The organism is Acinetobacter sp. YH12239 (genome assembly GCF_013417635.1).
Lineage (GTDB): Bacteria > Pseudomonadota > Gammaproteobacteria > Pseudomonadales > Moraxellaceae > Acinetobacter.
This window is the reverse complement of sequence record NZ_VPDP01000002.1, coordinates 264,389-287,308: the sequence shown is the minus strand read 5'-3', so window position 1 is coordinate 287,308 and position 22,920 is coordinate 264,389. Positions and strand designations below refer to the sequence as shown.

The 22,920-nt window shown below is 40.0% G+C and carries 23 protein-coding genes and 1 riboswitch; of the genes, 19 read left to right on the top strand and 4 right to left on the bottom strand.

Annotated elements, in window-relative coordinates:
* Positions 1–351: 351 nt before the first annotated feature.
* The 8 genes from FTV17_RS03445 to FTV17_RS15620 all read left to right on the top strand — a co-directional run bounded on the left by FTV17_RS03445 (position 352) and on the right by FTV17_RS15620 (position 8,940).
* Positions 352–948, top strand: a complete 597-nt coding sequence (locus FTV17_RS03445) for a hypothetical protein (protein ID WP_179998179.1) — start codon at positions 352–354, stop codon at positions 946–948.
* A 232-nt stretch (positions 949–1,180) separates the two neighbouring features.
* A riboswitch (guanidine-I (ykkC/yxkD leader) is annotated at positions 1,181–1,292 on the top strand.
* A 28-nt stretch (positions 1,293–1,320) separates the two neighbouring features.
* Positions 1,321–2,058: an urea amidolyase associated protein UAAP1 gene (locus FTV17_RS03440; protein WP_179998178.1), complete on the top strand. Its 738-nt coding sequence runs from the start codon at positions 1,321–1,323 to the stop codon at positions 2,056–2,058.
* A gap of 15 nt (positions 2,059–2,073) precedes the next feature.
* Positions 2,074–2,727 (top strand): urea amidolyase associated protein UAAP2, encoded by a 654-nt coding sequence (locus FTV17_RS03435; protein WP_179998177.1) that lies wholly within the window; start codon positions 2,074–2,076, stop codon positions 2,725–2,727.
* 1 nt (position 2,728) lies between these two features.
* Positions 2,729–6,334, top strand: coding sequence for an urea carboxylase (uca, locus tag FTV17_RS03430; RefSeq protein WP_179998176.1), 3,606 nt, complete (start codon positions 2,729–2,731; stop codon positions 6,332–6,334).
* A 76-nt stretch (positions 6,335–6,410) separates the two neighbouring features.
* Positions 6,411–7,667 (top strand): AAA family ATPase, encoded by a 1,257-nt coding sequence (locus tag FTV17_RS03425; protein WP_179998175.1) that lies wholly within the window; start codon positions 6,411–6,413, stop codon positions 7,665–7,667.
* 3 nt (positions 7,668–7,670) lie between these two features.
* On the top strand, positions 7,671–8,423 hold the full coding sequence (locus FTV17_RS03420) for an HNH endonuclease (protein WP_179998174.1): 753 nt from the start codon (positions 7,671–7,673) through the stop codon (positions 8,421–8,423).
* Positions 8,424–8,476: 53 nt separating this feature from the next.
* Positions 8,477–8,674 (top strand): hypothetical protein, encoded by a 198-nt coding sequence (locus FTV17_RS03415; protein ID WP_218945266.1) that lies wholly within the window; start codon positions 8,477–8,479, stop codon positions 8,672–8,674.
* A 146-nt stretch (positions 8,675–8,820) separates the two neighbouring features.
* Complete coding sequence (locus FTV17_RS15620; RefSeq protein WP_373687182.1) at positions 8,821–8,940, top strand: type II toxin-antitoxin system RelE/ParE family toxin; 120 nt, start codon at positions 8,821–8,823, stop codon at positions 8,938–8,940.
* A gap of 36 nt (positions 8,941–8,976) precedes the next feature.
* Here FTV17_RS15620 and FTV17_RS03405 read toward each other — a convergent pair whose 3' ends face one another.
* Together FTV17_RS03405 and FTV17_RS03400 are read right to left on the bottom strand one after the other, a co-directional pair.
* Entirely contained in the window at positions 8,977–10,803 is a 1,827-nt protein-coding gene (locus FTV17_RS03405) for an alpha/beta fold hydrolase (protein ID WP_257219875.1), read from the bottom strand.
* 185 nt (positions 10,804–10,988) lie between these two features.
* Entirely contained in the window at positions 10,989–11,363 is a 375-nt protein-coding gene (locus tag FTV17_RS03400) for a helix-turn-helix domain-containing protein (protein ID WP_179998171.1), read from the bottom strand.
* 128 nt (positions 11,364–11,491) lie between these two features.
* On the opposite strand from FTV17_RS03400, the gene FTV17_RS03395 reads away from it, so the two are divergent.
* The 10 genes from FTV17_RS03395 to FTV17_RS03355 all read left to right on the top strand — a co-directional run bounded on the left by FTV17_RS03395 (position 11,492) and on the right by FTV17_RS03355 (position 20,293).
* On the top strand, positions 11,492–12,349 hold the full coding sequence (locus FTV17_RS03395) for an SDR family oxidoreductase (protein ID WP_179998170.1): 858 nt from the start codon (positions 11,492–11,494) through the stop codon (positions 12,347–12,349).
* Between the two features lie 41 nt (positions 12,350–12,390).
* On the top strand, positions 12,391–13,023 hold the full coding sequence (locus FTV17_RS03390) for an NAD(P)H-dependent oxidoreductase (protein ID WP_035263843.1): 633 nt from the start codon (positions 12,391–12,393) through the stop codon (positions 13,021–13,023).
* A gap of 254 nt (positions 13,024–13,277) precedes the next feature.
* Positions 13,278–13,403 carry a hypothetical protein gene (locus FTV17_RS15480; RefSeq protein WP_257219874.1) on the top strand — a complete coding sequence of 42 codons (126 nt, stop codon included), beginning with the start codon at positions 13,278–13,280 and terminating at the stop codon, positions 13,401–13,403.
* Entirely contained in the window at positions 13,396–13,839 is a 444-nt protein-coding gene (locus tag FTV17_RS03385) for a transcriptional regulator (RefSeq protein WP_179998169.1), read from the top strand. Before FTV17_RS15480 ends, FTV17_RS03385 begins: the two co-directional genes overlap by 8 nt.
* A gap of 11 nt (positions 13,840–13,850) precedes the next feature.
* Positions 13,851–15,659 carry an allophanate hydrolase gene (gene atzF, locus FTV17_RS03380; protein WP_179998168.1) on the top strand — a complete coding sequence of 603 codons (1,809 nt, stop codon included), beginning with the start codon at positions 13,851–13,853 and terminating at the stop codon, positions 15,657–15,659.
* Entirely contained in the window at positions 15,656–16,672 is a 1,017-nt protein-coding gene (locus FTV17_RS03375; protein WP_179998167.1) for an ABC transporter substrate-binding protein, read from the top strand. Before atzF ends, FTV17_RS03375 begins: the two co-directional genes overlap by 4 nt.
* A gap of 271 nt (positions 16,673–16,943) precedes the next feature.
* Positions 16,944–17,192: a TIGR03643 family protein gene (locus FTV17_RS03370; RefSeq protein WP_257219873.1), complete on the top strand. Its 249-nt coding sequence runs from the start codon at positions 16,944–16,946 to the stop codon at positions 17,190–17,192.
* A 20-nt stretch (positions 17,193–17,212) separates the two neighbouring features.
* Positions 17,213–18,382, top strand: coding sequence for an efflux RND transporter periplasmic adaptor subunit (locus FTV17_RS03365; RefSeq protein ID WP_257219872.1), 1,170 nt, complete (start codon positions 17,213–17,215; stop codon positions 18,380–18,382).
* Between the two features lie 2 nt (positions 18,383–18,384).
* Entirely contained in the window at positions 18,385–19,596 is a 1,212-nt protein-coding gene (locus tag FTV17_RS03360) for an FtsX-like permease family protein (protein ID WP_179998166.1), read from the top strand.
* Positions 19,589–20,293, top strand: a complete 705-nt coding sequence (locus FTV17_RS03355; RefSeq protein WP_179998165.1) for an ABC transporter ATP-binding protein — start codon at positions 19,589–19,591, stop codon at positions 20,291–20,293. The genes FTV17_RS03360 and FTV17_RS03355 overlap by 8 nt, the downstream gene beginning before the upstream one ends.
* A gap of 91 nt (positions 20,294–20,384) precedes the next feature.
* Here FTV17_RS03355 and FTV17_RS03350 read toward each other — a convergent pair whose 3' ends face one another.
* Both FTV17_RS03350 and FTV17_RS03345 read right to left on the bottom strand, forming a co-directional pair.
* The gene (locus FTV17_RS03350) at positions 20,385–21,278 is read right to left on the bottom strand and encodes an ABC transporter ATP-binding protein (protein ID WP_218945265.1); all 894 of its coding nucleotides are present in this window, start codon (positions 21,276–21,278) and stop codon (positions 20,385–20,387) included.
* Positions 21,278–22,222: an ABC transporter permease gene (locus FTV17_RS03345; protein ID WP_179998164.1), complete on the bottom strand. Its 945-nt coding sequence runs from the start codon at positions 22,220–22,222 to the stop codon at positions 21,278–21,280. Before FTV17_RS03345 ends, FTV17_RS03350 begins: the two co-directional genes overlap by 1 nt.
* Positions 22,223–22,462: 240 nt before the next feature.
* On the opposite strand from FTV17_RS03345, the gene FTV17_RS03340 reads away from it, so the two are divergent.
* Positions 22,463–22,900, top strand: coding sequence for a cation efflux protein, CzcI-like (locus FTV17_RS03340; RefSeq protein ID WP_179998163.1), 438 nt, complete (start codon positions 22,463–22,465; stop codon positions 22,898–22,900).
* Positions 22,901–22,920: the final 20 nt, after the last annotated feature.

Genomic DNA, 22,920 nt, shown 5'->3' with positions numbered 1-22,920 from the left:
CTGAATAGAGTAAAGATTGAACCTCGAATGAATCTTCATATAAATAATGAGCGAAGTTAAGATGAAAATTAGATAGTCGCTATTATTCGTATGAAGACGAATTTTTTGCTTTTGATTATACTTTTTTAACTAAGAGTGATGTCTGACATCGAGACATTGGACTTATCATTTGTTTGTAGACAGTAAACGATTTGATCTCAGTCCATTGTCCATTATTTTGGTCATTTATCTAAGTGTTTGTTTTAATTATAAAACTCAATTCATTATAAATTTAAGATTATATCCATGATACAACTCATACCTTCATTTTCAGTTTCAGACTATCTCAGCTTATTTTCGATTATTTGTACGATGCTGATAGGTATCGTCGCTGTCTTTTACGGTCGAAAAACGTATTTTGTGAGTCTAAAAAGTTTTAATGAAAATAAAAATTTATATGAGGCTGCATCTTTTTACATTCGAGAATTTATCACTGTAAGTCCGAATAAAACAATAGATCCTTTTTTGAAGAAAATTGCCAGTGATCAACTCAATGGCGGTGTCGAGATTCCTTCATTCTTAACCGATATACTTATACGCAAATATGCAGATTACTATTTTTACTTAGTGAAGTCCCTTCGCACTACATGGAAATTTTTTAAAGTTGAAAATGGAGAAATCCAATGTATTTATTCAGAACGGGAATTAGTCTTTAAAGGGTTAGCGTATGGTGCCTTATATACTGTCACAGGTTCTTTAGCTTTTTTTATATTTTCAAATTTTACTTGGTTTTTAGCTCGCTATACCTCAGATAGCGCATTAAACACAGGGATGACTTTAATCATTTTACTTGTATTTCTTTTGTTCGTAGCACTTGGAAGCTTAGCTATGATTTTTAAGTTAATCACTGTGCGTGATATCAACCAGAGTCTAAACCTACTTAAGCAATCAGAAAATAAACGCTCATAACAAACAGAATAGAATCACGTGTTAGCTTTTTTCTTTGCACAAGAAAATTGCACGCAGGTTAATTTCGGTGCTTACCGATTATTCTTTACTCCGACTGATTCAACTGGTTTACTTCAATTAAGTTCCGTTCAATACAATCAGCTCTAAGAGAAATGTTATATATCAAGCAATAGTAATACTAAAACACAAAAAAGTATTACTTTGGCACAGCCTTTGCATCTATCTACATCATCATAAAGTGATCTAGGGTTCCGATACATGAAGTTTCATGTAGGTTTGCGACCGAGAGTTCACGGCTTAAGTTGCAAGCTCAAGCTACACGGAGGGATAAAAGCCCGGGAGGTAAACCGTAAAAGATTGGGATGGATGTATATGAGCACAATAACTTATCATGAAGATCAAGTTCTTTGGACAGAATGTTTACCGGGTGGACACCACTGGTCAGCACGTATTCAGCGTGGCGCAGTATTACAACTTAAATCCTTAGGCAAAAATGCCAATGTGGCACTGTACTGCGTCAATAGCGAAGACAAACTCGAACGCTACAACATGCCAGACAGCTTAAAAGGGCAGCATACGGCATTTTTAAGTACAGGACATATCCTTGCATCTGACCTTGGTCGCGCGATGATTTCCATTGTGAAAGATGACCATGGCTGGAATGATGCATTTTGTGCACCAAGTAATGCACAGCAAATTGAACAACAATTTGGTTCAAAAACGTTTCAAGATGTACGCAACGACATGTACCGTAACGGCAAAGATTCGTTATTGCTCGAAATGACCAAGTTTGGTTTATCTGCAACAGACCTCAGCAGTACTTTAAATTTGTTTTCTAAAGTTCAACCGGATGACCATGGCAATCTCAGCTATGTGGCATCTGACAATAGCGATCAAGTGATTGAACTGCGCTTTGAAATGGATTGCTTGGTGTTTTTATCCTCTGCACCGCATGCTTTAGATAACAGCACAGAATATGCGCCTGCCGATGTTCAATTGTCTTTATACAAAGCACTTCCTTTAAGCGACAGCGATGTATGTCGTGATTCATGCCCGCAAAATCAGCGTGCATTTCAAAACAATAATCGTTACTACGCACTCAGCGCTTAATTTGGAGGATACAACATGACTGCACTCGTAAAATTAGAAAAATCAGTTTTAAGCGAAGTTTGTCCTGCCGGTGAAGCATGGATGTGCGAAGTCAAAAAAGGGCAATATTTCCGTATTGTGGATTTAGAAGGCAACCAAGCGGTGGATACGCTCTTTATCTCAGCGTCAAACCCTGAAGAGCGTTATAGCGCAACAGATACCTTAGCGATTAATCAACAAATCTATTTAGAAAAAGGCACAGCCTTATACACCAACTTTGGCAACAAAATTGCCACCATTCATGATGATAACTGCGGTCGCCATGACACCTTAGGCGGGGCATGTTCATGTGAAAGTAACACCGTTCGTTATGCACATGACAAATATCCAATGCACAGTTGCCGTAACAATTTCATGATTGCGCTGTCTCAGCATCCAATTGCCAAAAAACACGGCTTAAACGTGCGTCACATCGGTCCAAATATTAACTTTTTTATGAATGTGCCCGTGACCTCTGAGGGTCATCTAAAGTTTGATGATGGTATTTCTGCACCGGGTAAATATGTGGAAATTAAAGCGGAAATGGATTTGATCGTGCTGATCTCTAACTGCCCACAATTGAATAATCCTTGTAATGCCTATAACCCAACTAAAATTCAATTGATCATCCGTGAAGGCGAGGACGCATAACATGTTTAATAAAGTTTTAATCGCCAACCGTGGTGCAATTGCGTGTCGTGTCATTCGTACCCTTAAAAAATTAGGCATCCAATCGGTTGCGGTGTATTCAGAGGCCGATCGTGATTCACTCCATGTGACTTTAGCGGATGAAGCGGTATATATCGGTGAAGCACCAGCCAGCCAAAGCTATTTAAATGTTGAAAAAATCTTAGAGGTTGCTAAACAAACCGGAGCACAAGCGATCCATCCGGGTTATGGCTTCTTGTCTGAAAATGCGGAATTTTGTGACTTATGTGAATCACAAGGCATTGCTTTTATTGGGCCAAATTCAACACAAATGCGTGCCTTTGGTCTTAAACACACGGCACGTGAACTTGCGATTCAAGCCAATGTGCCGTTGCTTCCGGGCAGTCAATTGCTTGCAGATGAAGCTGAAGCACTGTTTGAGGCCAATCGTATAGGCTATCCTGTGATGCTAAAAAGTACCGCAGGTGGCGGTGGGATCGGCATGCGTTTGGTCTGGAACGAAACAGAGCTGAAAGATGCCTATGCAACGGTGTCCTATTTAGCGCAAGCCAACTTTAAAGATGCAGGTTTGTACTTAGAGAAATTTGTGCAAAATGCCCGTCATATCGAAGTGCAAATTTTTGGTGATGGCCAAGGGCAGGTGATCGCACTGGGTGAGCGTGATTGTTCGGTACAACGTCGCAACCAAAAAGTGATTGAGGAAACCCCGGCACCGCATATCAATGATGAACAACGTGCCTACATCCAAAATGTTGCCATTCAACTGATGCAGTCGGTAAATTACCGTTCTGCGGGTACGGTTGAATTTGTGATGGATACCGACACACAAGAATTCTATTTCTTGGAAGTGAATACCCGTCTACAAGTGGAACATGGTGTTACTGAGCAAGTCTTTGGTGTGGACTTGGTGGAATGGATGGTGACATTGGCCAGCGGTGATTGGACTGCGCCAACTGAAAAGTTGGAATCCAAAGGTCATTCCATTCAAGTGCGTTTATACGCTGAAGATCCAATTAAAAACTTCCAACCAAGTGCCGGACTGTTAACACATGTTGAGTTTGATGCTAATGCCCGAAATGAAACATGGGTAGAAACAGGCTCAAATGTATCGTCATTCTATGACCCGATGATTGCTAAAATCATTGTCACTGCGGACGATCGTGCATCTGCGATTCAAGCTATGCTTGACACTTTGGCGAAAACCTCTGTTGCTGGGATTGAAACCAATCTTGAATATCTACAAAACATCGTGGATGGTGACGTCTTTAAAGCAGGGACACAAACCACACGTTTCCTGAATACTTTTGAATGGAAAACCCAAAAAGTTGAAGTGCTACAAGCTGGTATTCAAACTGCCGTGCAAGATGTCACAGGTCGTTTGGGCTACTGGGATGTTGGTGTGCCACCTTCAGGTGCGATTGATCCATTGTCATTGAATGTCGCAAACCAACTGCTTAGCAATGCCTATAACACCGCAGGGCTTGAATGTACGCTACAAGGTCCGACGTTAAAATTCCATTGTGATAGCCAAATCGTGCTTGCTGGTGGTGATATGCCATCGACTTTGGATGGTGTTCAAGTTCCGATGTGGCAAACCGTCAATGTACGTAAAGGTCAGATTTTAAAATGTGGCAAAATTGCGACAGGTTGCCGTACTTATATCGGTATTAAAGGTGGTTTGAATGTGCCTGAATATCTAGGCTCACAAGCAACCTTTACCTTGGGTCAGTTTGGTGGTCATGCAGGGCGCAACTTATTGATTGGCGATATGCTTCCAATTACGGCATTTAGCTCCGATGAAGTGAAAACGCTTGCGCCTGAACAAGTGCCGTCATTTAGTCATGAATGGGAAATTGCGGTGATGTACGGCCCACATGGTGCGCCTGATTTCTTCACCAAAAATGACATTGATACTTTCTTTGCCAATACCTTTGAAATTCACTTTAACTCAAGCCGTACCGGTATTCGTTTAATTGGTCCAAAACCAGAATGGGCACGTGAAGATGGCGGTGAAGCTGGTCTGCATCCATCCAATATTCATGACAATGCCTATGCCATTGGTGCGATTGATTTCACCGGTGATATGCCGATTATTCTCGGTCCAGATGGTCCAAGTCTCGGTGGCTTTGTTTGTCCTGCTGTGGTGATCAATTCTGAGCTTTGGAAATTAGGACAGCTTAAAGCCGGTGACAAAGTGAAATTTGTGCCTGTGAGCTATCACCAAGCAAAACTTTTGAATGAAAAATATCATGCTCAACTAGAAGCATCAGATACACAAGCAGTGGCGTTTGATGAGTCGTTCTATCCTGAGCTATCTACACTGAAAAATGCTGTGCTTGATACCTTAAAAGGTGAAAATGGTGTGCCTGATGTGGTGTATCGTCCTGCCGGCAACAACTACGTGTTGGTGGAATATGGCGAGTTGGTGCTGGATCTAAACTTACGTTTCCGTATTCATGCTTTGATGCAGTGGGTACAAAATCAAAACATTGCTGGCATTATTGACCTCACACCGGGTATTCGTTCGCTACAAATTCACTTTGATTCGATCAAACTGGATCAACTAGATTTACTGCGATTGTTGCAAGTGGCAGAAGCTGAACTGCCTGATGTGACGAAAATGCAAGTGCCATCACGTACTGTGTATTTACCACTGGCTTGGGAAGACTCACAAACCCAATTGGCAACCGAACGCTATATGCAAACGGTACGTCCAGATGCACCATGGTGTCCAGACAATATCGAATTTATCCGTCGTATTAATGGCTTAAAAGACAAGCAAGCAGTCAAAGATGTGGTTTATGACGCAAGTTATTTGGTCATGGGCTTGGGCGATGTGTATCTCGGTGCACCTGTGGCAACTCCACTTGATCCACGTCAGCGTTTAGTGACCACCAAATATAATCCTGCACGTACATGGACACCTGAAAATGCCGTCGGTATTGGCGGTGCATATATGTGTGTTTATGGTATGGAAGGCCCCGGGGGCTATCAGTTCGTGGGTCGTACTACGCAAATGTGGTCACGCTACCGTAAAAATGCTGACTTTGAGCAAGGTAAACCGTGGTTATTACGTTTCTTTGACCAAATTAAGTTTTATGAAGTGTCTGAAACTGAACTCATGCAAATGCGTGAGGACTTTAAAGCAGGACGCTTAAAACTGCGTGTAGAAGAAGGTGTACTGAATCTAAAAGAATACAATGACTTCTTGACTGAAAATGCAGAATCTATTTCAGCATTTAAATCTGTCCAACAAGCCAATTTTGATGAAGAACGTCGTCGCTGGCATGAAGCAGGGCTTGCAGAATATGTCTCTGAAAGCCTAGATGCAGTAGATGATGGAGAAGGGGTAGAAGTGCCTGAAGGTGGCTGTGCTGTGGAATCGCATATGCCGGGTTCAATTTGGAAAATTGAATGTCAGTCAGGGGATATTGTGGAAGAAGGTGCAACGCTTGCTGTGATTGAAGCGATGAAGATTGAGATTCCAATTATTGCGCCTGAACGTATGAAGGTTGAAGCCATCACCATTGAAAAAGGGCAGACGGTAAAAACAGGGCAAGTGTTGTTTACGTTGTCGCCTGTGGCTTGATGAAGTAGGAATAAAAAGACCGTCCGTAAGGGCGGTTTTTGCTTTTAAATATTAAGAATATATAGATAATATATGGATGATAAAGACGATTAAAACTGAAATGACTAACTACTTTATAAAATCTTTTAACGCAGAAAATTTCAGACTGTTTTCAAAGATTTCAGTAAAATTCAATGAAAAATTTAATTTTATAACAGGGCCTAATGGTTGTGGTAAAAGTAGTATTTTAACAGGTATATATCACTGCCTTCATCATGATTTCAATTCTTCTCGATTAACTAATGAATCTAGTTTCGATATAGAAGTTGTAAATGGAAGTGAACTTATATTTCTAGGTCTAGCTAAAGAGTCCTTTAGAGAAAATAATGCATATAGAGAAACTCAAATGAAAAATTGGGTTCCTCCTCACATTGAAAATGTTACACAACCATACAGAGTATTTGTTCCTGACGGTCAAAATAAAGAAATAATTCCCTTATTCTTAGGGACAAAAAGATCTATTGATTATATGAGGGTTCAAGGCGCACAGCGTGAAGAAGCACAGCAACGAGCTATAGACATATATCGCCAAAGGAATCTTGAATATAATAATTCAAATGTTAAACAATGGTTTATTAATAGATATTTCTATATTGATAAAGATTGGGCATACGAGGAAAAAATTAATTGGGATATTTTACTTCAGAACTTACCAAGAATTGCACCTACTGGAAGTGATTTCCAATATTTAAGAACAGAAAGAGATTTGGAACCTATTTTTCAATTGTATGGCAAAGAGTGCTACCTAGAAGAATTATCAGCAGGATTCCAAGCAATTTTTTCAGTAATTGCTAATATTATCGAATGGATTGAAAAAATTAATCCTAAAGGTGCAAGGAATGTCCAACAGGCTAGAGGTACTGTGCTAATTGATGAGTTGGATTTGCATTTGCACCCTGAGTGGCAATTTAATATTCGAGATGGATTAGAGGCATTGTTTCCGAATCTTCAGTTTATAGTTACAACTCATTCACCACATCTTTTGGCATCTGCAAAAGAGGGGGAAGTCATTATTATGAACCGTGAAATTGGGAAAACAGAATATCATTTTGAGCCTAGTAATAAGCGCTATTCAGGTTGGAACACGGATCAAATTTTAGAAGATGTAATGGGGGTTAAAAGCCTGAAAAATAAAGATTACGAAAAATTAATTGATGAAGCTTTTGATGCTTATGAGTCAAAAGATAAGATTAAGCTTTTATCTGTGATGGAACAGCTAAAGAATATTACTCATTCTGATGACACAATTGTTCAAGTGCTAGAAATGAAAATGGCTTCTTTGGAGCTTCTATAAGATATGATTAAACTTGAAAAATCTGTTAATGCCCCTCAAATTCTTCAGGATAAACAAAAAGAATGGACAGATCATTTACTTTCATTAGTAAGTAAATATGGAAGTTACAAGGAGATTCCGAAAGAAGAGAAAGCTTCTGCGCTCAGTCATTACAGACATAAAGATATTACAACTCCTTTATTTGATAGTTCATATCAAAAATGTGCTTTTTGTGAATCTACTCCAAAGGATAGTGGAAATATAGAAGTTGAACATTTCTATCCAAAATCCATCTATCATGATAAAACTTTTGATTGGGAAAATTTTTTACCTAGTTGTCGTAAATGTAATGATTCAAAACTTGCACATGATGTAGGAGTTGAACCTATTCTAAATCCATATGAGAGTGATTTTGATCCAAGTGAGCATTTTGAATTTACTTTGGCACGTATGAAAGGTAAGACTGAAATAGCGAAAATGACAATAGATGTTTGTGGCTTAAAAAGCCGATTATACGATCCATATAGTAACTTGATTAAAGTGTTTTGTGAGTATGAGCAAGATTTAGAAGAAGCACTTCAAGAGCTAGAGGTAAAAGATACTGAAAGAAAAAAACAGAATCAATTGAGAAAAATTTCTGAGTCTATAGCGAGAATTGAAAATTTAATGCAACCTACTAAAAAGTATTCATATTTTTGTAGCTGTATGATCAAAGATAGTGAAATATATAATCAAGCAAAAACAATTTTATCCTTAGAGCTTCAGGAAGCGTATTAACGGTTTTGTAAAGCATAATTTTATCCGATCATGCTTTGTCGCAAATATTTCAGATGCCAATGGAATCAAAAGAGATTTTTTTAATTATGGCAAAAAAATTACAAGAACTTTTAGATGCTCGTAGCTCTGAAAGTCAAAATAGAATTAAGGAAAATGCAAAAATAATTTTGAATGATTGTCTTTCGGAAGATGTGCATTTAACACAACTAGCAGAAGAAGCTAAAAGTGAAAAAACGATAAATTCAAATTAAACGAGCTACGAGCTCGAGTTCATAAAAACCACGCTTAAAAAGTTCGATAAGCTTAATCCAAAAAATGTGGAACAGTTTATTCGTAATATGATGCCATTTTACACAATCCCTAGATTCCAAAAAACAAACTCAGTGGATCGGTCGACTTGTATAAAGTCAAACTCAGGTCGGCAGGATATCGCTTGGTCTATCAAGTTATCGATACAAAAATTGTAGTACTTGTCTTAGATGTTGACCGCCGTGATACGATCTATAAAAAGATGTAAAAGACCGCTATATAGCGGTCTTTTTTATTAGGCGAATTAAGGTTTAGAATTCAAATGCTCATGCAAAATCCGTCTTAACTCTAAAATCGTTTCAGGCTTAGCATGAATCGAGTGTCCCCCTTCAAAAATTTTCTCCGACTGAGCACCCTCTAAATGCGAACTCATATAGGGCACAATGCCATCCGACATTTTAGAAGGATCATTGGATTTGGTCACATTGCCAATAATAGAGTGATACGGCAACCCCGGCTTTGGCATTACCGTCTTAGTCACTTGCATAAAACGAGAGGAAGGGCTCAAGTCATCTGGACCATTTTGAACCAAGCCTTCAGTACTCTTACTTCCAGTGAGCTGAATGTTAACCTGATCGAAGAAAGAAGTTGGAAGTTTAACCAATTTTTTCGCTAAGTCGACGTACCAACGATCGGTCAGCTCACTCCCTTGATGTGGTGCAGCAACAAAAACTGCACGCGTAAAAGGCAAGTCCGCTTTAAATTGGAAACGTTCACCAATTACGGGATTTTGTTGCAATCGCATATATTGTTCATAATTCATCAACGGAATAGCTGATTTAGAAACATCAGCATCACTCACCAAAAGCCGACTAATAATACCGCCCATACTATGACCAATCAGAACCGCATTTGAACTTGATACCGAGCCCGATTGAACTTGAGAGAATGCTTGCTTTAATAAGGCGTGAATTTGGAAGCGACTTTCAACAATCGGCATATTGGTCGAATAGGAGACCATCCACACCTGATAATTTGCTCGAAGTGTCGTATCACCCAAGATATTATTGGTTAAATTCATCCAGGTTTCAGGGCTACTGGCCAAACCATGTATCAAAACGATGACTTTCTTATTCGGTTGATAAGGCTCTAGCATATATAAATGTGGCATTCGTAATGTTTCCACACGATCCAGCAAGCTCAGATAACCTGATTTACCTAAATGGTTTTGTGCAAGCCAAAATGCAAATGGTGCGGTATAGTTCGCGGTCAGCTTATATTGCTGATCATCCAGTGTCGCAGTTGAATACTGGTAGGGATTATAAAATTCGATCTTAAATGGAACTTGACCAGAAATAATCTCTCCCGCAGAAGCGTTGTTTTGTAATGGTTGAGCTGTCGCTGTCACAGACAAATAGCGCGGATGATGAATACGAGGATTGTTTCGATTAGAATAATAATCAATCGGATCAAGGATAAAATCATTGGGAATATGAGCTTCGTGCTGTCGAATAGCAATAAATTCAGCACCTAAACCATCTTGGCGATTGATCTTGTCAAAACCTGAAAAATTTAGAATATAGCTAGATTGCAGGTCTTGAAACTGAAATCTAGTCAGTTCTGGATAATGTTGAGCATCTATGATGTATTGCTGATTCCCTACAGAAAATTCAGTCGGTAGATGAGATGATTTCAAGCTTTGATATTTTAATCGGATCAAGCGAGATAGGGCATAATTATAGAAGGTTCGAACTTGTAACTGTCTTAAATCAATCGATTGTTGATCATGGTTTGAAGCCGTTTTGAATAAATATACGTAACTATGTCTGAGACTTAAATCATAAGCTATTTGTGCCTGTGCTAAAGCTTGCGGATTGTTTTGTTGATCCAATTGCATCGCTTGAGCAAGAAAAAGCTCAGCCAATGCACTATATCGTTCATTGGGTTGGATAATTTTCTGTTGTTCAATATGCGCTGAACAGCTCTCTATTTTTTCTAAACATGTTTCAGGTGTATATGAAAGGATTGTCAGTAGACTGGTTGTATCTGCACTAAATTGATGACTATTTATAATATCTTGTGAACGATACTGAATTGCCTGATCAATTTTGTATTCTTTGATCTTGACCAATTGGCATCCACTTAAGCTCATCAGTAGAGACGATATTCCAATACATAATATTTTTGAAGAAAAATGAGATAATATTGATGTCATTATTAAAATAAAAATCAAAGAATGTAATTTTCATTTTAGCGTTTTAAATCAGGTATAGCGACAACCCTACGACAAGTGAATCAGCATATATTTCCAAAGGTTTAAGTGCCTTCTCGATGTTTTTGTCCCCATACCGCCATTTGCACCATCAACTTTTCTAGGCCACGACCTGATGGCGTCAGATCATACATTGAGGTCGTTTTACCCGTGGTTTCATCAAGAGACTCAATTTTTTCAACAACATTGTTCAATTCAAGTTCTTTGAGCTCTTTAGAAATCATTCTTGGTGTAATGCCTTGCAGCAGACGTTCAATCTCATTAAAACGGCGTGGCTGTTTAATCATGGTTGCAACAATCGCAAGTTTCCATTTGCCATTAATGACATTCATGGCATTTTTAAGCGCCACAATAAACATCAAATTACATTGGTCATCCTCGCTTAATGTTTCAGCATTCTCTTTCATAAAATCAGCCACCTATCCTCCCATCTCGTCATAAAATTTAATCAAATGAAATCCTAAATTCACTATACAACAGTATAGTGATCTCGTTTTTTAACTCGCCTATAAATTACATCATTGCAAAAATAATCCAAGGTTATTGAATGATTTTAGTTACTGGTGCTACTGGCCATTTAGGGCGAAGTGTAGTGCAACAATTAAAGCAACAGCTACAAAACAATGAATTTGCTGTATTGGCGAGAAACTTAGAAAAAGCCAAACCTTATGTCAACGAACATATTGAAGTGCGTGAAGGAGATTTCAATCAACCTGGAAGTTTGATCAAAGCCTTTCAGGGTGTCGACAAGCTACTTCTTATTTCAACGATGGAAATGAATCGCTTTGAACAACATAAGAATGTCATCGATGCTGCGCGTGAAGCAGGTGTTCAACATGTCTATTACACAGGTTTATCCATTCAAAATATAGAAAATTCAGCGGTGAAAGATTTGATGATCAGTCATTTTCAAACTGAAGATTACCTCAAAGCAAGCGGACTGAAATATACAATCCTACGCAACACCATGTACGCAGAAGCGATTCCACAAATTATCGGTGAGGGAGTCATCGATACAGGCATCAAGCTCTCTGGAGGAGCGGGAAAAGTGCCTTATGTGCTAAGAGCAGAGTTAGGAGAAGCAATAGCAAATGCCTTAATTCAAAATGATCATGAGAATAAGGTCTATGAGTTAGTCGGCAGCCAAACTTATAGTTATCAAGATATTGCTGATGAGCTAAGTCAACTTAAAACAATACCAGTGGAATATCACGATCTCACTGAAGAAGCCTATCAACAGTTGTTAAAAAGAATCGGTTTGCCCGAATTTCTGATCTATCTCACACATGGCACAGTCGTAGATATTAAACATCAACAGTATGAAGTTCAAAGCCAAGATTTAGAACAACTTTTAGGTCGTCCAAGCCAATCACTCAAATCAATGTTGGCGAGTTTGTACGCTTAAAGAATTAAAAATATTCACATTTAAACATTATAGGTAAATACATGAAATTATTAGAGGCTTTACAGTGGCGTTATGCAACCAAACAAATGACTGGTGAAAAACTACCGCAAGAATTAGTCGATCAAATTCTTGAAGCTGCGCGTTTAGCGCCGACCTCAGCGGGCTTACAACCGTTCCATATTATCTCGATCAGTAACCAAGAACTTAAAGAGAAAATTTCACCAGTTGCATTGAATCAACCGCAAATTACCCAGTCATCGCATCTTTTGGTATTTACGGCTTGGGATACGATTCCAGACGAACGTATTGATGAACGCTATAACGCAATGAATCGTGAGCGTCATTTACCTTTAGATACGACCATGGATGTGGTGCAAAACTTAAAGAACCTGTTCTCGACGTTTACTGAAGAGCAGCAATACCATCATACTGCAAAACAAGCACATATTGGTTTTGGTATGGCAATTGCGGCAGCAGCTGAGTTAGGTGTAGATGCAACGCCAATGGAAGGTTTTGATAAAGACGGTCTGGATGAATTATTAGGATTAAAAGAAAAAGGCTTAAAGTCTGTGGTGCTATTGGCATTAGGTCGCCGTAACCCAGAAAAAGATTGGTTAATTGGATTGAAGAAATTCCGTATTCCGCGTGAGGAGTTCGTCACTGATATCCAGTAAAGTATTTCATTAGAACAAGAAGACAAAATAATAACCATTCGAGTTGACCGTCTATCTCCAGAAAGGCGGTCTTTTTGCATTTCTGAACATTGAACAAATCAAGTGCACAAATTTGATTCATGCACATTTTTGAATCTTTCCGACGACTTTTTTCCTAGCTCTCTTTTATATATCTCAAGAAAAGTTTTGGCACGTTTTCTGCATCTACCAAGTATTACCAATTCTTTTTTTTGTAATACCTAGAGGTGCTGCAGATGACGACAAATCAATCCAAACAATCGAAGCATCCCATCCTTCAATTCTTCATTGAACTGATGAGTGTCCGTGCCGGTTTACACCTACAACAATCTCAAAAACCTAAGGAGCTCAAACGTGCCTAAACAGAAGCTGGCGCGGATCAGCATCACCTTACCTGAAAATACATTGCAGGCTATGGATCAAAAAATTGTAGATCAACATTATGAAAGCCGATCTCAAGCCATTGTCGACATGATTAACCACCATTTGATCAATGACCTTGTCAGCCGCAATGAAGTCATGGTCGGTACTTTAACCTTATTGTATGACGTCAGTTTAAAGCCATTAAGAACACAGCTTATTGATTTACAGCAACAGTTTTTGACTCAGGTAATTAGTTCACTACATATCCAATTAGATGATGACAAAGTCATGCAGGTGATGTTGATGCAAGGGATCAGCAGTGACCTAAAAGCCATAAGTGAGCAATTTAAAGCATTAAAAGGGGTAATTAAGGGGCATTTAGAGCTGATGGATGCAGTCATGCCACCTATTCCTCAAAATTCTGAACACGTATAAGGAGCACCGCCGTGCATACATTATGGACTATACAAGATTGGCAACAGGCTTATGCAAATCAAACTATTCAACTGAATGACCTAAAGCGTTATGTTGCTGAATTCTCCAATGATAATCACGCTTGGATTTCAATAGCCAGTGCCGAGCAAATACAGGCGCAGATTGATGCATTAGCCCATCAGGATATCGCTGATCTTCCGTTATATGGTGTACCATTTGCTGTCAAAGACAATATTGATGTTGCTGGATTTTATACCACTGCGGCGTGCCCAGATGCGGCTTATTTAGCAACGCAAGATGCAACCGTCGTGGCTAAGCTTAAATCTGCTGGTGCAATCGTGGTGGGCAAGACCAATCTAGATCAATTTGCCACGGGATTGGTTGGCGTGCGTTCACCCTATGGGGCTGTAAAAAACAGTTTCAATCCGGATTATATCAGCGGTGGATCAAGCTCTGGCTCAGCGGTTGCAGTAGCAAATGGGTATGTACCATTCGCCCTCGGTACTGACACAGCAGGTTCTGGCAGAGTTCCCGCGGGTTTTAATAATGTTGTAGGACTCAAACCAACCAAAGGCTGGTTTTCAGCCATGGGTTTAATCCCTGCATGTCGAAGTATTGATGTGATCTCAATTTTTGCAACTCAAGTGGATGATGCTTGGACAGTAGCGCAATTGATGCAAGGTTATGATGCGACCGATGCTTATTCAAGACAGCATCCGAGAACAGTTCCGACACAATTTTCGAAGGGCAAGATTGCAATCCCAGATCATTTAGAATTTTATGGTGATACTCAAAGTGAGCAAGCATTTCAAACAGCCATTGCTCGAATGAAATCGCTCGGATTTCAAGTTGAAGAGATTGATTTCACAGTATTTAACCAATTGGCTACCGCATTATATAACCGCTCATGGGTTGCGGAGCGTACGCATGCAGTCGAACAAAAAGTTCGACGTGAGCAATGTCATCCGGTAATTAAGCAAATTATTGATCAAGCTGATCAATTCAATGCTGTAGACGTGATGCAAGATGAGTATCAGCGTGCAGAATGGGCTAGACAGATTAATCTTCAATTAGAAAATTATGATGCGTTGATGGTGCCTACCGCACCTACGATTTATCGCATTGCAGATGTTGAAGTAGATCCGATCCAAAAGAATTCGCATATGGGGGCTTATACCAATTTTGTTAATTTTGCTGATTTATCAGCATTGGCACTCCCAAATGTCATCCGTGATGATGGTTTGCCAAGTGGTATCACCTTAATTGCTGGCGCTTGGATGGATCAAGCTTTGGCACACTTCGGTCAGCAATGGCAAGCGACTTCAGGATTAAATTTAGCAACGTCAGAGAAAGGTTATCAAATTCATAAATCAATAGGATCTGAGCACACCGTTAAATTGGCAGTGGTGGGAGCACATCTCACAGGCATGCCGCTGAATTTTCAGTTAACGAGCAGACAAGCCACCTTGGTTAAAAAAACGCGTACTGCGCCGTATTACAAACTATTTGCTTTAAAAAATACTCAGCCACCTAAGCCGGGGCTACAACAAGATACATCAGGTCATTCTATTGAAGTGGAAGTGTGGGATGTACCAAGAGCATTGTTCGGTGACATTGTTGCTGAAGTCCCAGCACCACTAGGTATTGGCAATGTCCAACTCATTGATGGAACATGGGTGAAAGGCTTTATATGTGAAAACCATGCTTTAGCAGATGCACTTGATATCAGTCACTTTGGTGGATGGCGTGATTATATTCAAGCCTCAAATTTTACCAATACTAAATTTAAGTGCACGAGCATTGGTGAGGTGGTGCAATGAAAACGATGGTCTGGGGAGTCATTGGAACTGCACTGCTATTCGTGGGTTGTGATAAAACCGCAAAAATTCCAGAACCAAGTCAACATGCTCAAGCCGAAAAATCAATGCAACCGATTCGGATTGGTTACAGTGATTGGCCGGGATGGGTGGCATGGCAAGTTGCTATTGAGAAAGGGTGGTTTAAAGAAGCTGGATTAAACGTAGAGTTTAAATGGTTTGATTATTCAGCCTCTATGAATGCTTTTGCAGCAAACCAATTGGATGCGGTTTCTGTTTCTCATGGGGATAATTTGGTCATCGCCTCAGGTGGAACGCGTGGCATTATGATTTTAGCAACTGATTATTCATCAGGGAATGATGTCATTCTTGCAAAAGAGGGCATTCATAGTGTGGCAGATCTTAAGGGTAAAACGATTGCAGTCGAAAAAGGGCTGGTCGATCATAATTTATTGAACACCGCACTTTCAGATCAAAATATATCAGCCAATGAAATCAAACTGATTAATGCAGCAACCAACGAATTACCCCAAGTGTTTAGCAGCCCAGATGTGGATGCCATCGCTGTATGGCAACCTGTAGCAAATCAAGCTTTAAAAAGCGTAGCCGGGTCCAAAATCATCTATAGTTCTCAAGATAAACCAGGATTAATCTATGATACGTTGACGGTAAATATGACGCATTTATCTAGGCATCAAGCAGAGTGGAAAAAAGTGCTGCAAGTATGGGATCGAACCGTCAAGTATATTCAAGACCCTGAGACGAGAAACGATGCTTTGATGATTATGTCTAAGCGTGTTGGTGTTGAACCTGAGCAATATGAACAATTTATTCAAGGCACACATTTGTTGGATCTTGAGGCAAATCAAAAGGTATTTAAACGCTCCTCAACTTTAGATTCTATTTATGGATCAACTTATCATGTTAATAAGTTTAATCTTGAAAATGGAGTTTATACGGTAAAACTAGATATTGATGGGCTGATTTATCCAAAATTGGTTGAATCATTTAAATAAAAAAAAGCCCAGTGCAGAGGGGCTTGCACTGGGCACAAAGTTGGACTGAATGATTGGTCGGTAGAGCAACAGAGTTGCCTACCTTGTATGTATTAAGAATAGATAAAAATGGAAAAACTAGGAAACGGATTAAAATCATAAAATCAATCGTTTTATACAATGAATGCGTTAGCGTGTATGAAGTGTCTATAAATCAACAAAAAATCACATATTTTTCACGAATGAACGCTTAACATCAACGTTTGATGCGAATGAAAAAGGATCATGTGCGTTGTATACAACAGCTGATATTTCCAGAATTATTGAAATGGCGTGGGAAGATCGGACACCCTTCGAAGCCATTCTGCTGGAATACGGATTAAACGAAAGTGCAGTCATTCGATTGATGCGACAACAATTAAAAAAAAGTAGTTTTGAAATGTGGCGTAAACGTGTTGCGGGACGGAATATCAAGCATATTTACAAGCGCTCACCAGATATTTTAAGAGCTTACTGTACTCGACAATACAAACTGAAGTAGGCCTATTGGGAGATAAAGCTTTGCGTATTTTAAAACAACGAAAATGGTGGATTCTCATTCTGCTCATTTCGATGGGTGGGATATATTTCATTTTCCGTTGGTGGCAAGGTCCTGTAGTCGAAACTTACCTAATCGAAGAAAAACCACTGATTCAAACAGTGGTTGCTTCAGGTCGTGCTGAAAATGTAGCACGTAGTGAAATTGGGAGTGAAATTTCGGGTGTGGTGATTGAGCGACGCGTGCAAGAAGGTCAACGAATAGCAGCAGGAGATGTACTGTTAATTATTCAATCTGATGATTTAAAAGCACAAGTCCGTGAAGCAGAAGTTGCGCTAGAGGAATTGCGGAAAATTCGCTATCCACAAGCGCAGGTTGAATTGAAAACGGCAGAATTCCAATTACAACAAGCCAGTCGCGAAGCAAGACGTCGCCAGCAAACGGAACCGGGAGTGCTTTCTGTAGAGGAAAAAGAACAAGCCTTAGAAGCTGAACGCTTAGCGAGAAATCAATTATCTGCGGCAAAACTGAAGGTGCAAAGCCTTGCTCCAGGTCAAGTGGAAGAAAAAACCTTAAGTGAAAGATTAAATGCGCTACGTGCCCAATTGGCAAAAAGTGAAATTCGGGCACAAGTATCGGGTACGATCTTGACGCGTGAAGTCGAAAAAGGGGATGCGATTCAACCTGGAAAGGTGCTCTTTACAGTCGCAGTTGATAGTCCAACGCAAATTAAAGTGGCGGTGGATGAGCAAAATTTACCTTATCTTAAATTGGGTCAAAAAGCGGAAGTGATTGCAGATGCTTATCCAGAGCAAGCATTTCCAGCTGAAGTTAACTTTATTGCACCTAATATTGATCCTCAACGTGGTACGGTTGAAGTTAAATTGGCGGTGAATTCTGTACCCAATTTTTTGAAGCAAGATATGACAGTCTCAGTGAATGTCGAAACAGCACGTCGAAATAAAACCAAAGTAATAGCCAGTAACGCGCTTATTGACCCTTCAACCAAGCAAGCTGAAGTTATGGTGATAAGAGAGGGTAAGGTCCAACGTCAATCTGTAAAATTAGGATTGCGTGGAACCACCATGACTGAAATTTTATCAGGGTTGGATCACAATGATCAGGTCGTTATAAAGCCTGATCAAGTAAAAGCGGATCAGCGTGTCAGAACTAAGCAGGTACAAGCACTTTGAAGATGAAGCGTTTATGGACCAATTGGCTCATCGCTGTTGGGTTTTTACGCGAGGGTCGCAGTCAAACACTGATGATTATTGGTGGTGTTGCTATTGGTGTTGCCGTTATTGTCTTTATTAGTGCATTAATTCAGGGGCTTCAGGCCAATTTGATTGAGCGTACGTTGGGTACTCAGGCACATATCAGTTTACATGCACCAGATGAGGTTAATCGCGTCGTTAAAGTGCCTGAGGGCGTGGCACACATCATCCATGAAGATCAAAGGGCTCAAAGACTCAAGTCGATCAATAACTGGCAAGAAGTTCTTGAAAATCTAGACAATATCAAGACGCTCAATGCCGTTTCTCCCATGGTTTCAGGACCTGCACTGGTAAAACGAGGGGAAGCGATTCAGTCAGTTGCGATTATGGGGATTGATTTACCACGTTATCAACGTATTGTACCTTTGCAAGAGTATCTTAAAGCTGGTCAGCTTCGTCTAAAGGCAGATGATGTGCTTATCGGAAGTGAGTTGGCCAAAGACCTTGGGGTGCGCGTAGGCAGTAAAATTCGTGTTGATAACGGTCAAGATATTAACGCCGTCATGAATGTAACGGGTATTTTTGAACTCGGGGTCAAAGAACTAGACTCACGCTATATGTATATCGATCTAAAGCGGGCACAGTCTTTATTGGGTTTGCCGGGTGGGGTTACCATTATTGATCTTCGTATTTCTGATATTTTCTCCGCAGATCAGGTCGCAACTCAAATTCATCGTCTCACTGGATTAAAAGCTGAAAGTTGGATTGAAAGTAATGCGCAATTGATGAATGCGATTTCAGCGCAAAGTCTTTCAACCAATATGATTATTATATTTGTTGGAATATCTGTTGCATTTGCGATTGCCAGCGTACTCTCCATTACAGTGGTACAGCGTACACGTGAGATCGGAATCTTGCGTGCTACAGGTGCGAGCCGAGAACAAATTTTGATGATCTTTCTCATTCAAGGTGCGATTTTCGGCTTACTTGGTTCTATTGTTGGAATCCTGACCAGTTATGTATTGGTTTGGTCATTTAATGAATTTGGCCCAGGGTTATTCTACATTCCAATTTCACCTTATTTGATTGGATCAGCTTTATTACTTGCAACATTGAGCGGTTTAATTGCAGCGGCGATTCCTGCCCGTCGTGCAGCGCGTTTAGATCCTGTGGAGGCAATCCGTCATGTCTAATCATGATGAAGTACTACGTTTAGAGGCTTTGAAAAAGTCTTATAACATTGGACAACCCAATGAAATTGAAGTGCTGCATGGGATTGATTTTGCGATACATCGTCGAGATTTTGCTGCGTTAATTGGACCTTCAGGTTCAGGTAAAAGTACGTTATTAAATATTTTAGGTTTACTTGATCAACCCACCAGTGGTGAAATTTATTTACTTGGTCAACCAACCAGTCAAATGGAAGATCAACAAAGAACGGAATTGCGTGGAAAGAGCATTGGATTTGTGTTTCAGTTTCATCATTTGATTCAAGCGTTCACCGTTATTGAGAATGTTTTGATGCCTCTAATGTTGGCGCATGGCAAACCCAATCAGCAAGCTTTAGATCGGGCACATGATTTGTTAAAAGCGGTAGGATTGAGTCAATTTGCACAACGAAAAGCCAGTCAACTTTCTGGTGGGCAACAACAACGTGTCGCAATCGCCAGAGCTTTAATCACTCAGCCTGCTTTACTCCTCGCTGATGAACCTACAGGTAATTTGGACAGTCAAACAGCGAGCGAAGTCTTTGAGCTGTTTCGTGAAGTAAATGAGCAACAAAATTGTGCGGTATTGTTAGTGACCCATGATCCACGATTATCCGCTACATGTGATCGAACCATTCAATTGGTAGATGGGAGAATTGAGCGTGATGAAATGAAGTCGTGATTAATCCAAGGCTGCATTTAAAATGGTGTGGTCAAAAGGATTGATGTTGCATGCTTTATCCTGACCGTTTGTGTGATCAGGATATAGCGCCTTATTTAGAATGACTGACCTTGGTCATTCTAGGAATTTTAGGTAAGTCTGCGAGAGCTGGATCAAGTTCATCTTCTTCAGCATGTACCAAAGCATCTACACGTTGTCTTAACGATTTAAATTTTTCAGTGAGCATCAATTCATGCTGACGTGGTCTTGGTAGATCAACCTCAATGATTTCCTTAATTTCGCCAGGATTGGCCTTCAATGCCACAATCCGATCGGCCAGTAAAATTGCCTCGTCCATATCGTGTGTCACAAAAATAATCGTGATATCGATATTGGCCCAAAGATCGATCAGATGCTTTTGCATTTTTTGACGCGTATGAGGATCTAAAGCCCCAAAGGGTTCATCCATTAAGAGAATTTTTGGCTGATTCACGAGCGCGCGAGCGATGGCAACGCGTTGTTTCATCCCTCCTGAAAGTTCATGAGGGTATTGCTGCTCAAATTTTTCAAGTCCGATAATGTTGATCCATTCGCGGGCTTGCGCCTCAGCTGTAGCATTGCTGGCACCTCGCATGAGTGGACCAAACATGACATTTTCTTTTACCGTTTTCCATGGAAACAGTGTGTAGCCTTGGAAAACCATGCCACGCTCTGGACTTGGTCCTGTGATGGTTTCACCGTCTACCAGTAATTCACCACTGGTATATGGATCAAGACCTGCCACAATACGGCTAAAGGTAGATTTACCGCATCCTGAAGGACCAATAACACAGATAAATTCACGATTATGAATTTTTAAATCTAAAGCATTTAAAATGGTGCGCTCAGTTTTTCCGTGGCTAAACTTTTGGGTGAGATTTTTCGCTTCTAAAATGACGGGACGAGCGTAAATTTTGTCAAAGTAAGCGCGGGCATCAAAATCTGAGGGTTGAATTAGTGAAGACATTAGCGAGCTCCCGTTTTCCATTTAAATAAGTGCTGTCCAAGTTTCATTAAAATCACGTCGCAAATCAGACCAATCAAACCGATAATCAAAATTGCGGCGAAAACATTGTCAAAGTTTTGATAGCGAGCTTGTTGAGTGATGAACCACGTGATACCGGATGTACTTCCTATGAGTTCTGCAACGATTAAATAGGTCCAAGCCCAACCTAAAAGTACACGAAGGTTTCGATAAATTTCTGGGAGTGCAGCGGGGATGACCACATAAAATAAACTTTTGATTTTGTTGGTTCCTAAGGTGAATCCAGCTTCAATAAGACTGCGGTCGACCAGACGGGTGGTATTGGCAATAATGAGAATTTGTTGGAATAAGGTACCAATCACAATAATGGCAATTTTAGGTGCATCATTAATGCCCAAAATCGCAACAGCAAGAGCGCCAAAGGCTGGTGCAGGCAGATAGCGAAAGAACTCTACAAAAGGTTCAGTTAATTGAGAAATTTTATGAGAAAAACCGCAAAGAATACCCAAAGGAATACCAATCAAAGAAGAAATAAAAAATGCGGTAAACACCAGTTTGATGCTGTGCCATAAACTTTCATGAAACCATGGTGCATTCGCTTGAGCGGGTGGTGTTGTAAATGCGGTCACTAAAGCTGTAGCGACTTCATCTGGTGCGGGTAGGTAAATGGGATTGACCAAAATTCCCCGAGGTGGTGGCAGTCCTTGATCGACTGCCAATTGCGCTTCAGCATAATAAACTTCTCTACTGACACGGCTATCGACTTGTAAAAATGATGTGCTACCAGAATCTGTGATTTGAACTTGGGGATGCCAAATAAAAGGCAAATAACTTACTGCACACCAGATTAAAATTGGAATTAAAAACGATCCAAAACCAAGCAAAAATTTATGCTTTTGGGTCAATTCTCGTGCAACATAGCTCATCGTTGCCACCTCAGTAATACAAAAAATAAAATTCGTATGATTGGGTTGCAAAATCGATGCCATTTTCGAAGCGTGCTTTAAAAGCGCTAAATTTTTAAGTTTTCATTCATTTTTCTTATGTACATTCTTTCAATATCAAGGTTTCGATCATGAAAATATGATGGAGAATTACAACTCTTCACTTGATTGTGATCACTATCACGTTTTAAATGCAGATAGAAAAGATGAGAGCCTGCTTAAATGAGATCGGCTAAATTTGTGACATTCTTAGCATGTATGTTCATGTTCCAAAGCCTTTGGAATGTGGCGGCGGCTTTTTGTGTTCATGAAAGCGACTCAACATCGACACAAAGTTTTCACTTTGGTCATCATCAACCTGTACTTTGCCAAGCCGATCTTTCAAATCAAAGTCCGAAGTCCCAAACTGAAAAAGACTTCGTGCTTGGCGATGATCAAAGCGTGACGCTAGAAGAAAAAGCGCAAATCGATGTTTTGGATCATCAAGATCATCTGCCGTCGATGTCTCAGTTTATTCTTGCTGTAAACGAGAATTTGCCTTCATCACAACACATCGAAAAGATTTACCAAAATCACTTTCTTTGGATTAATGCTTATCAATCGCCTCATTTAGGTAAAATCCCTCCGCCTCCTGAATTAACCCCGCTATTGGTGGGGTAGCCTAAAAATTTCCCACCACT

Bases quoted from the DNA above. Each gene is read 5' to 3' on its own strand.
- FTV17_RS03445 (WP_179998179.1), top strand. From the start codon at position 352: ATGCTGATAGGTATCGTCGCTGTCTTTTACGGTCGAAAAACGTATTTT.
- FTV17_RS03440 (WP_179998178.1), top strand. From the start codon at position 1,321: ATGAGCACAATAACTTATCATGAAGATCAAGTTCTTTGGACAGAATGT.
- FTV17_RS03435 (WP_179998177.1), top strand. From the start codon at position 2,074: ATGACTGCACTCGTAAAATTAGAAAAATCAGTTTTAAGCGAAGTTTGT.
- uca (WP_179998176.1), top strand. From the start codon at position 2,729: ATGTTTAATAAAGTTTTAATCGCCAACCGTGGTGCAATTGCGTGTCGT.
- FTV17_RS03425 (WP_179998175.1), top strand. From the start codon at position 6,411: ATGATAAAGACGATTAAAACTGAAATGACTAACTACTTTATAAAATCT.
- FTV17_RS03420 (WP_179998174.1), top strand. From the start codon at position 7,671: ATGATTAAACTTGAAAAATCTGTTAATGCCCCTCAAATTCTTCAGGAT.
- FTV17_RS03415 (WP_218945266.1), top strand. From the start codon at position 8,477: ATGCCAATGGAATCAAAAGAGATTTTTTTAATTATGGCAAAAAAATTA.
- FTV17_RS03395 (WP_179998170.1), top strand. From the start codon at position 11,492: ATGATTTTAGTTACTGGTGCTACTGGCCATTTAGGGCGAAGTGTAGTG.
- FTV17_RS03390 (WP_035263843.1), top strand. From the start codon at position 12,391: ATGAAATTATTAGAGGCTTTACAGTGGCGTTATGCAACCAAACAAATG.
- FTV17_RS15480 (WP_257219874.1), top strand. From the start codon at position 13,278: ATGACGACAAATCAATCCAAACAATCGAAGCATCCCATCCTTCAATTC.
- FTV17_RS03375 (WP_179998167.1), top strand. From the start codon at position 15,656: ATGAAAACGATGGTCTGGGGAGTCATTGGAACTGCACTGCTATTCGTG.
- FTV17_RS03360 (WP_179998166.1), top strand. From the start codon at position 18,385: ATGAAGCGTTTATGGACCAATTGGCTCATCGCTGTTGGGTTTTTACGC.
- FTV17_RS03355 (WP_179998165.1), top strand. From the start codon at position 19,589: ATGTCTAATCATGATGAAGTACTACGTTTAGAGGCTTTGAAAAAGTCT.
- FTV17_RS03350 (WP_218945265.1), bottom strand. From the start codon at position 21,278: ATGTCTTCACTAATTCAACCCTCAGATTTTGATGCCCGCGCTTACTTT.
- FTV17_RS03345 (WP_179998164.1), bottom strand. From the start codon at position 22,222: ATGAGCTATGTTGCACGAGAATTGACCCAAAAGCATAAATTTTTGCTT.
- FTV17_RS03340 (WP_179998163.1), top strand. From the start codon at position 22,463: ATGAGATCGGCTAAATTTGTGACATTCTTAGCATGTATGTTCATGTTC.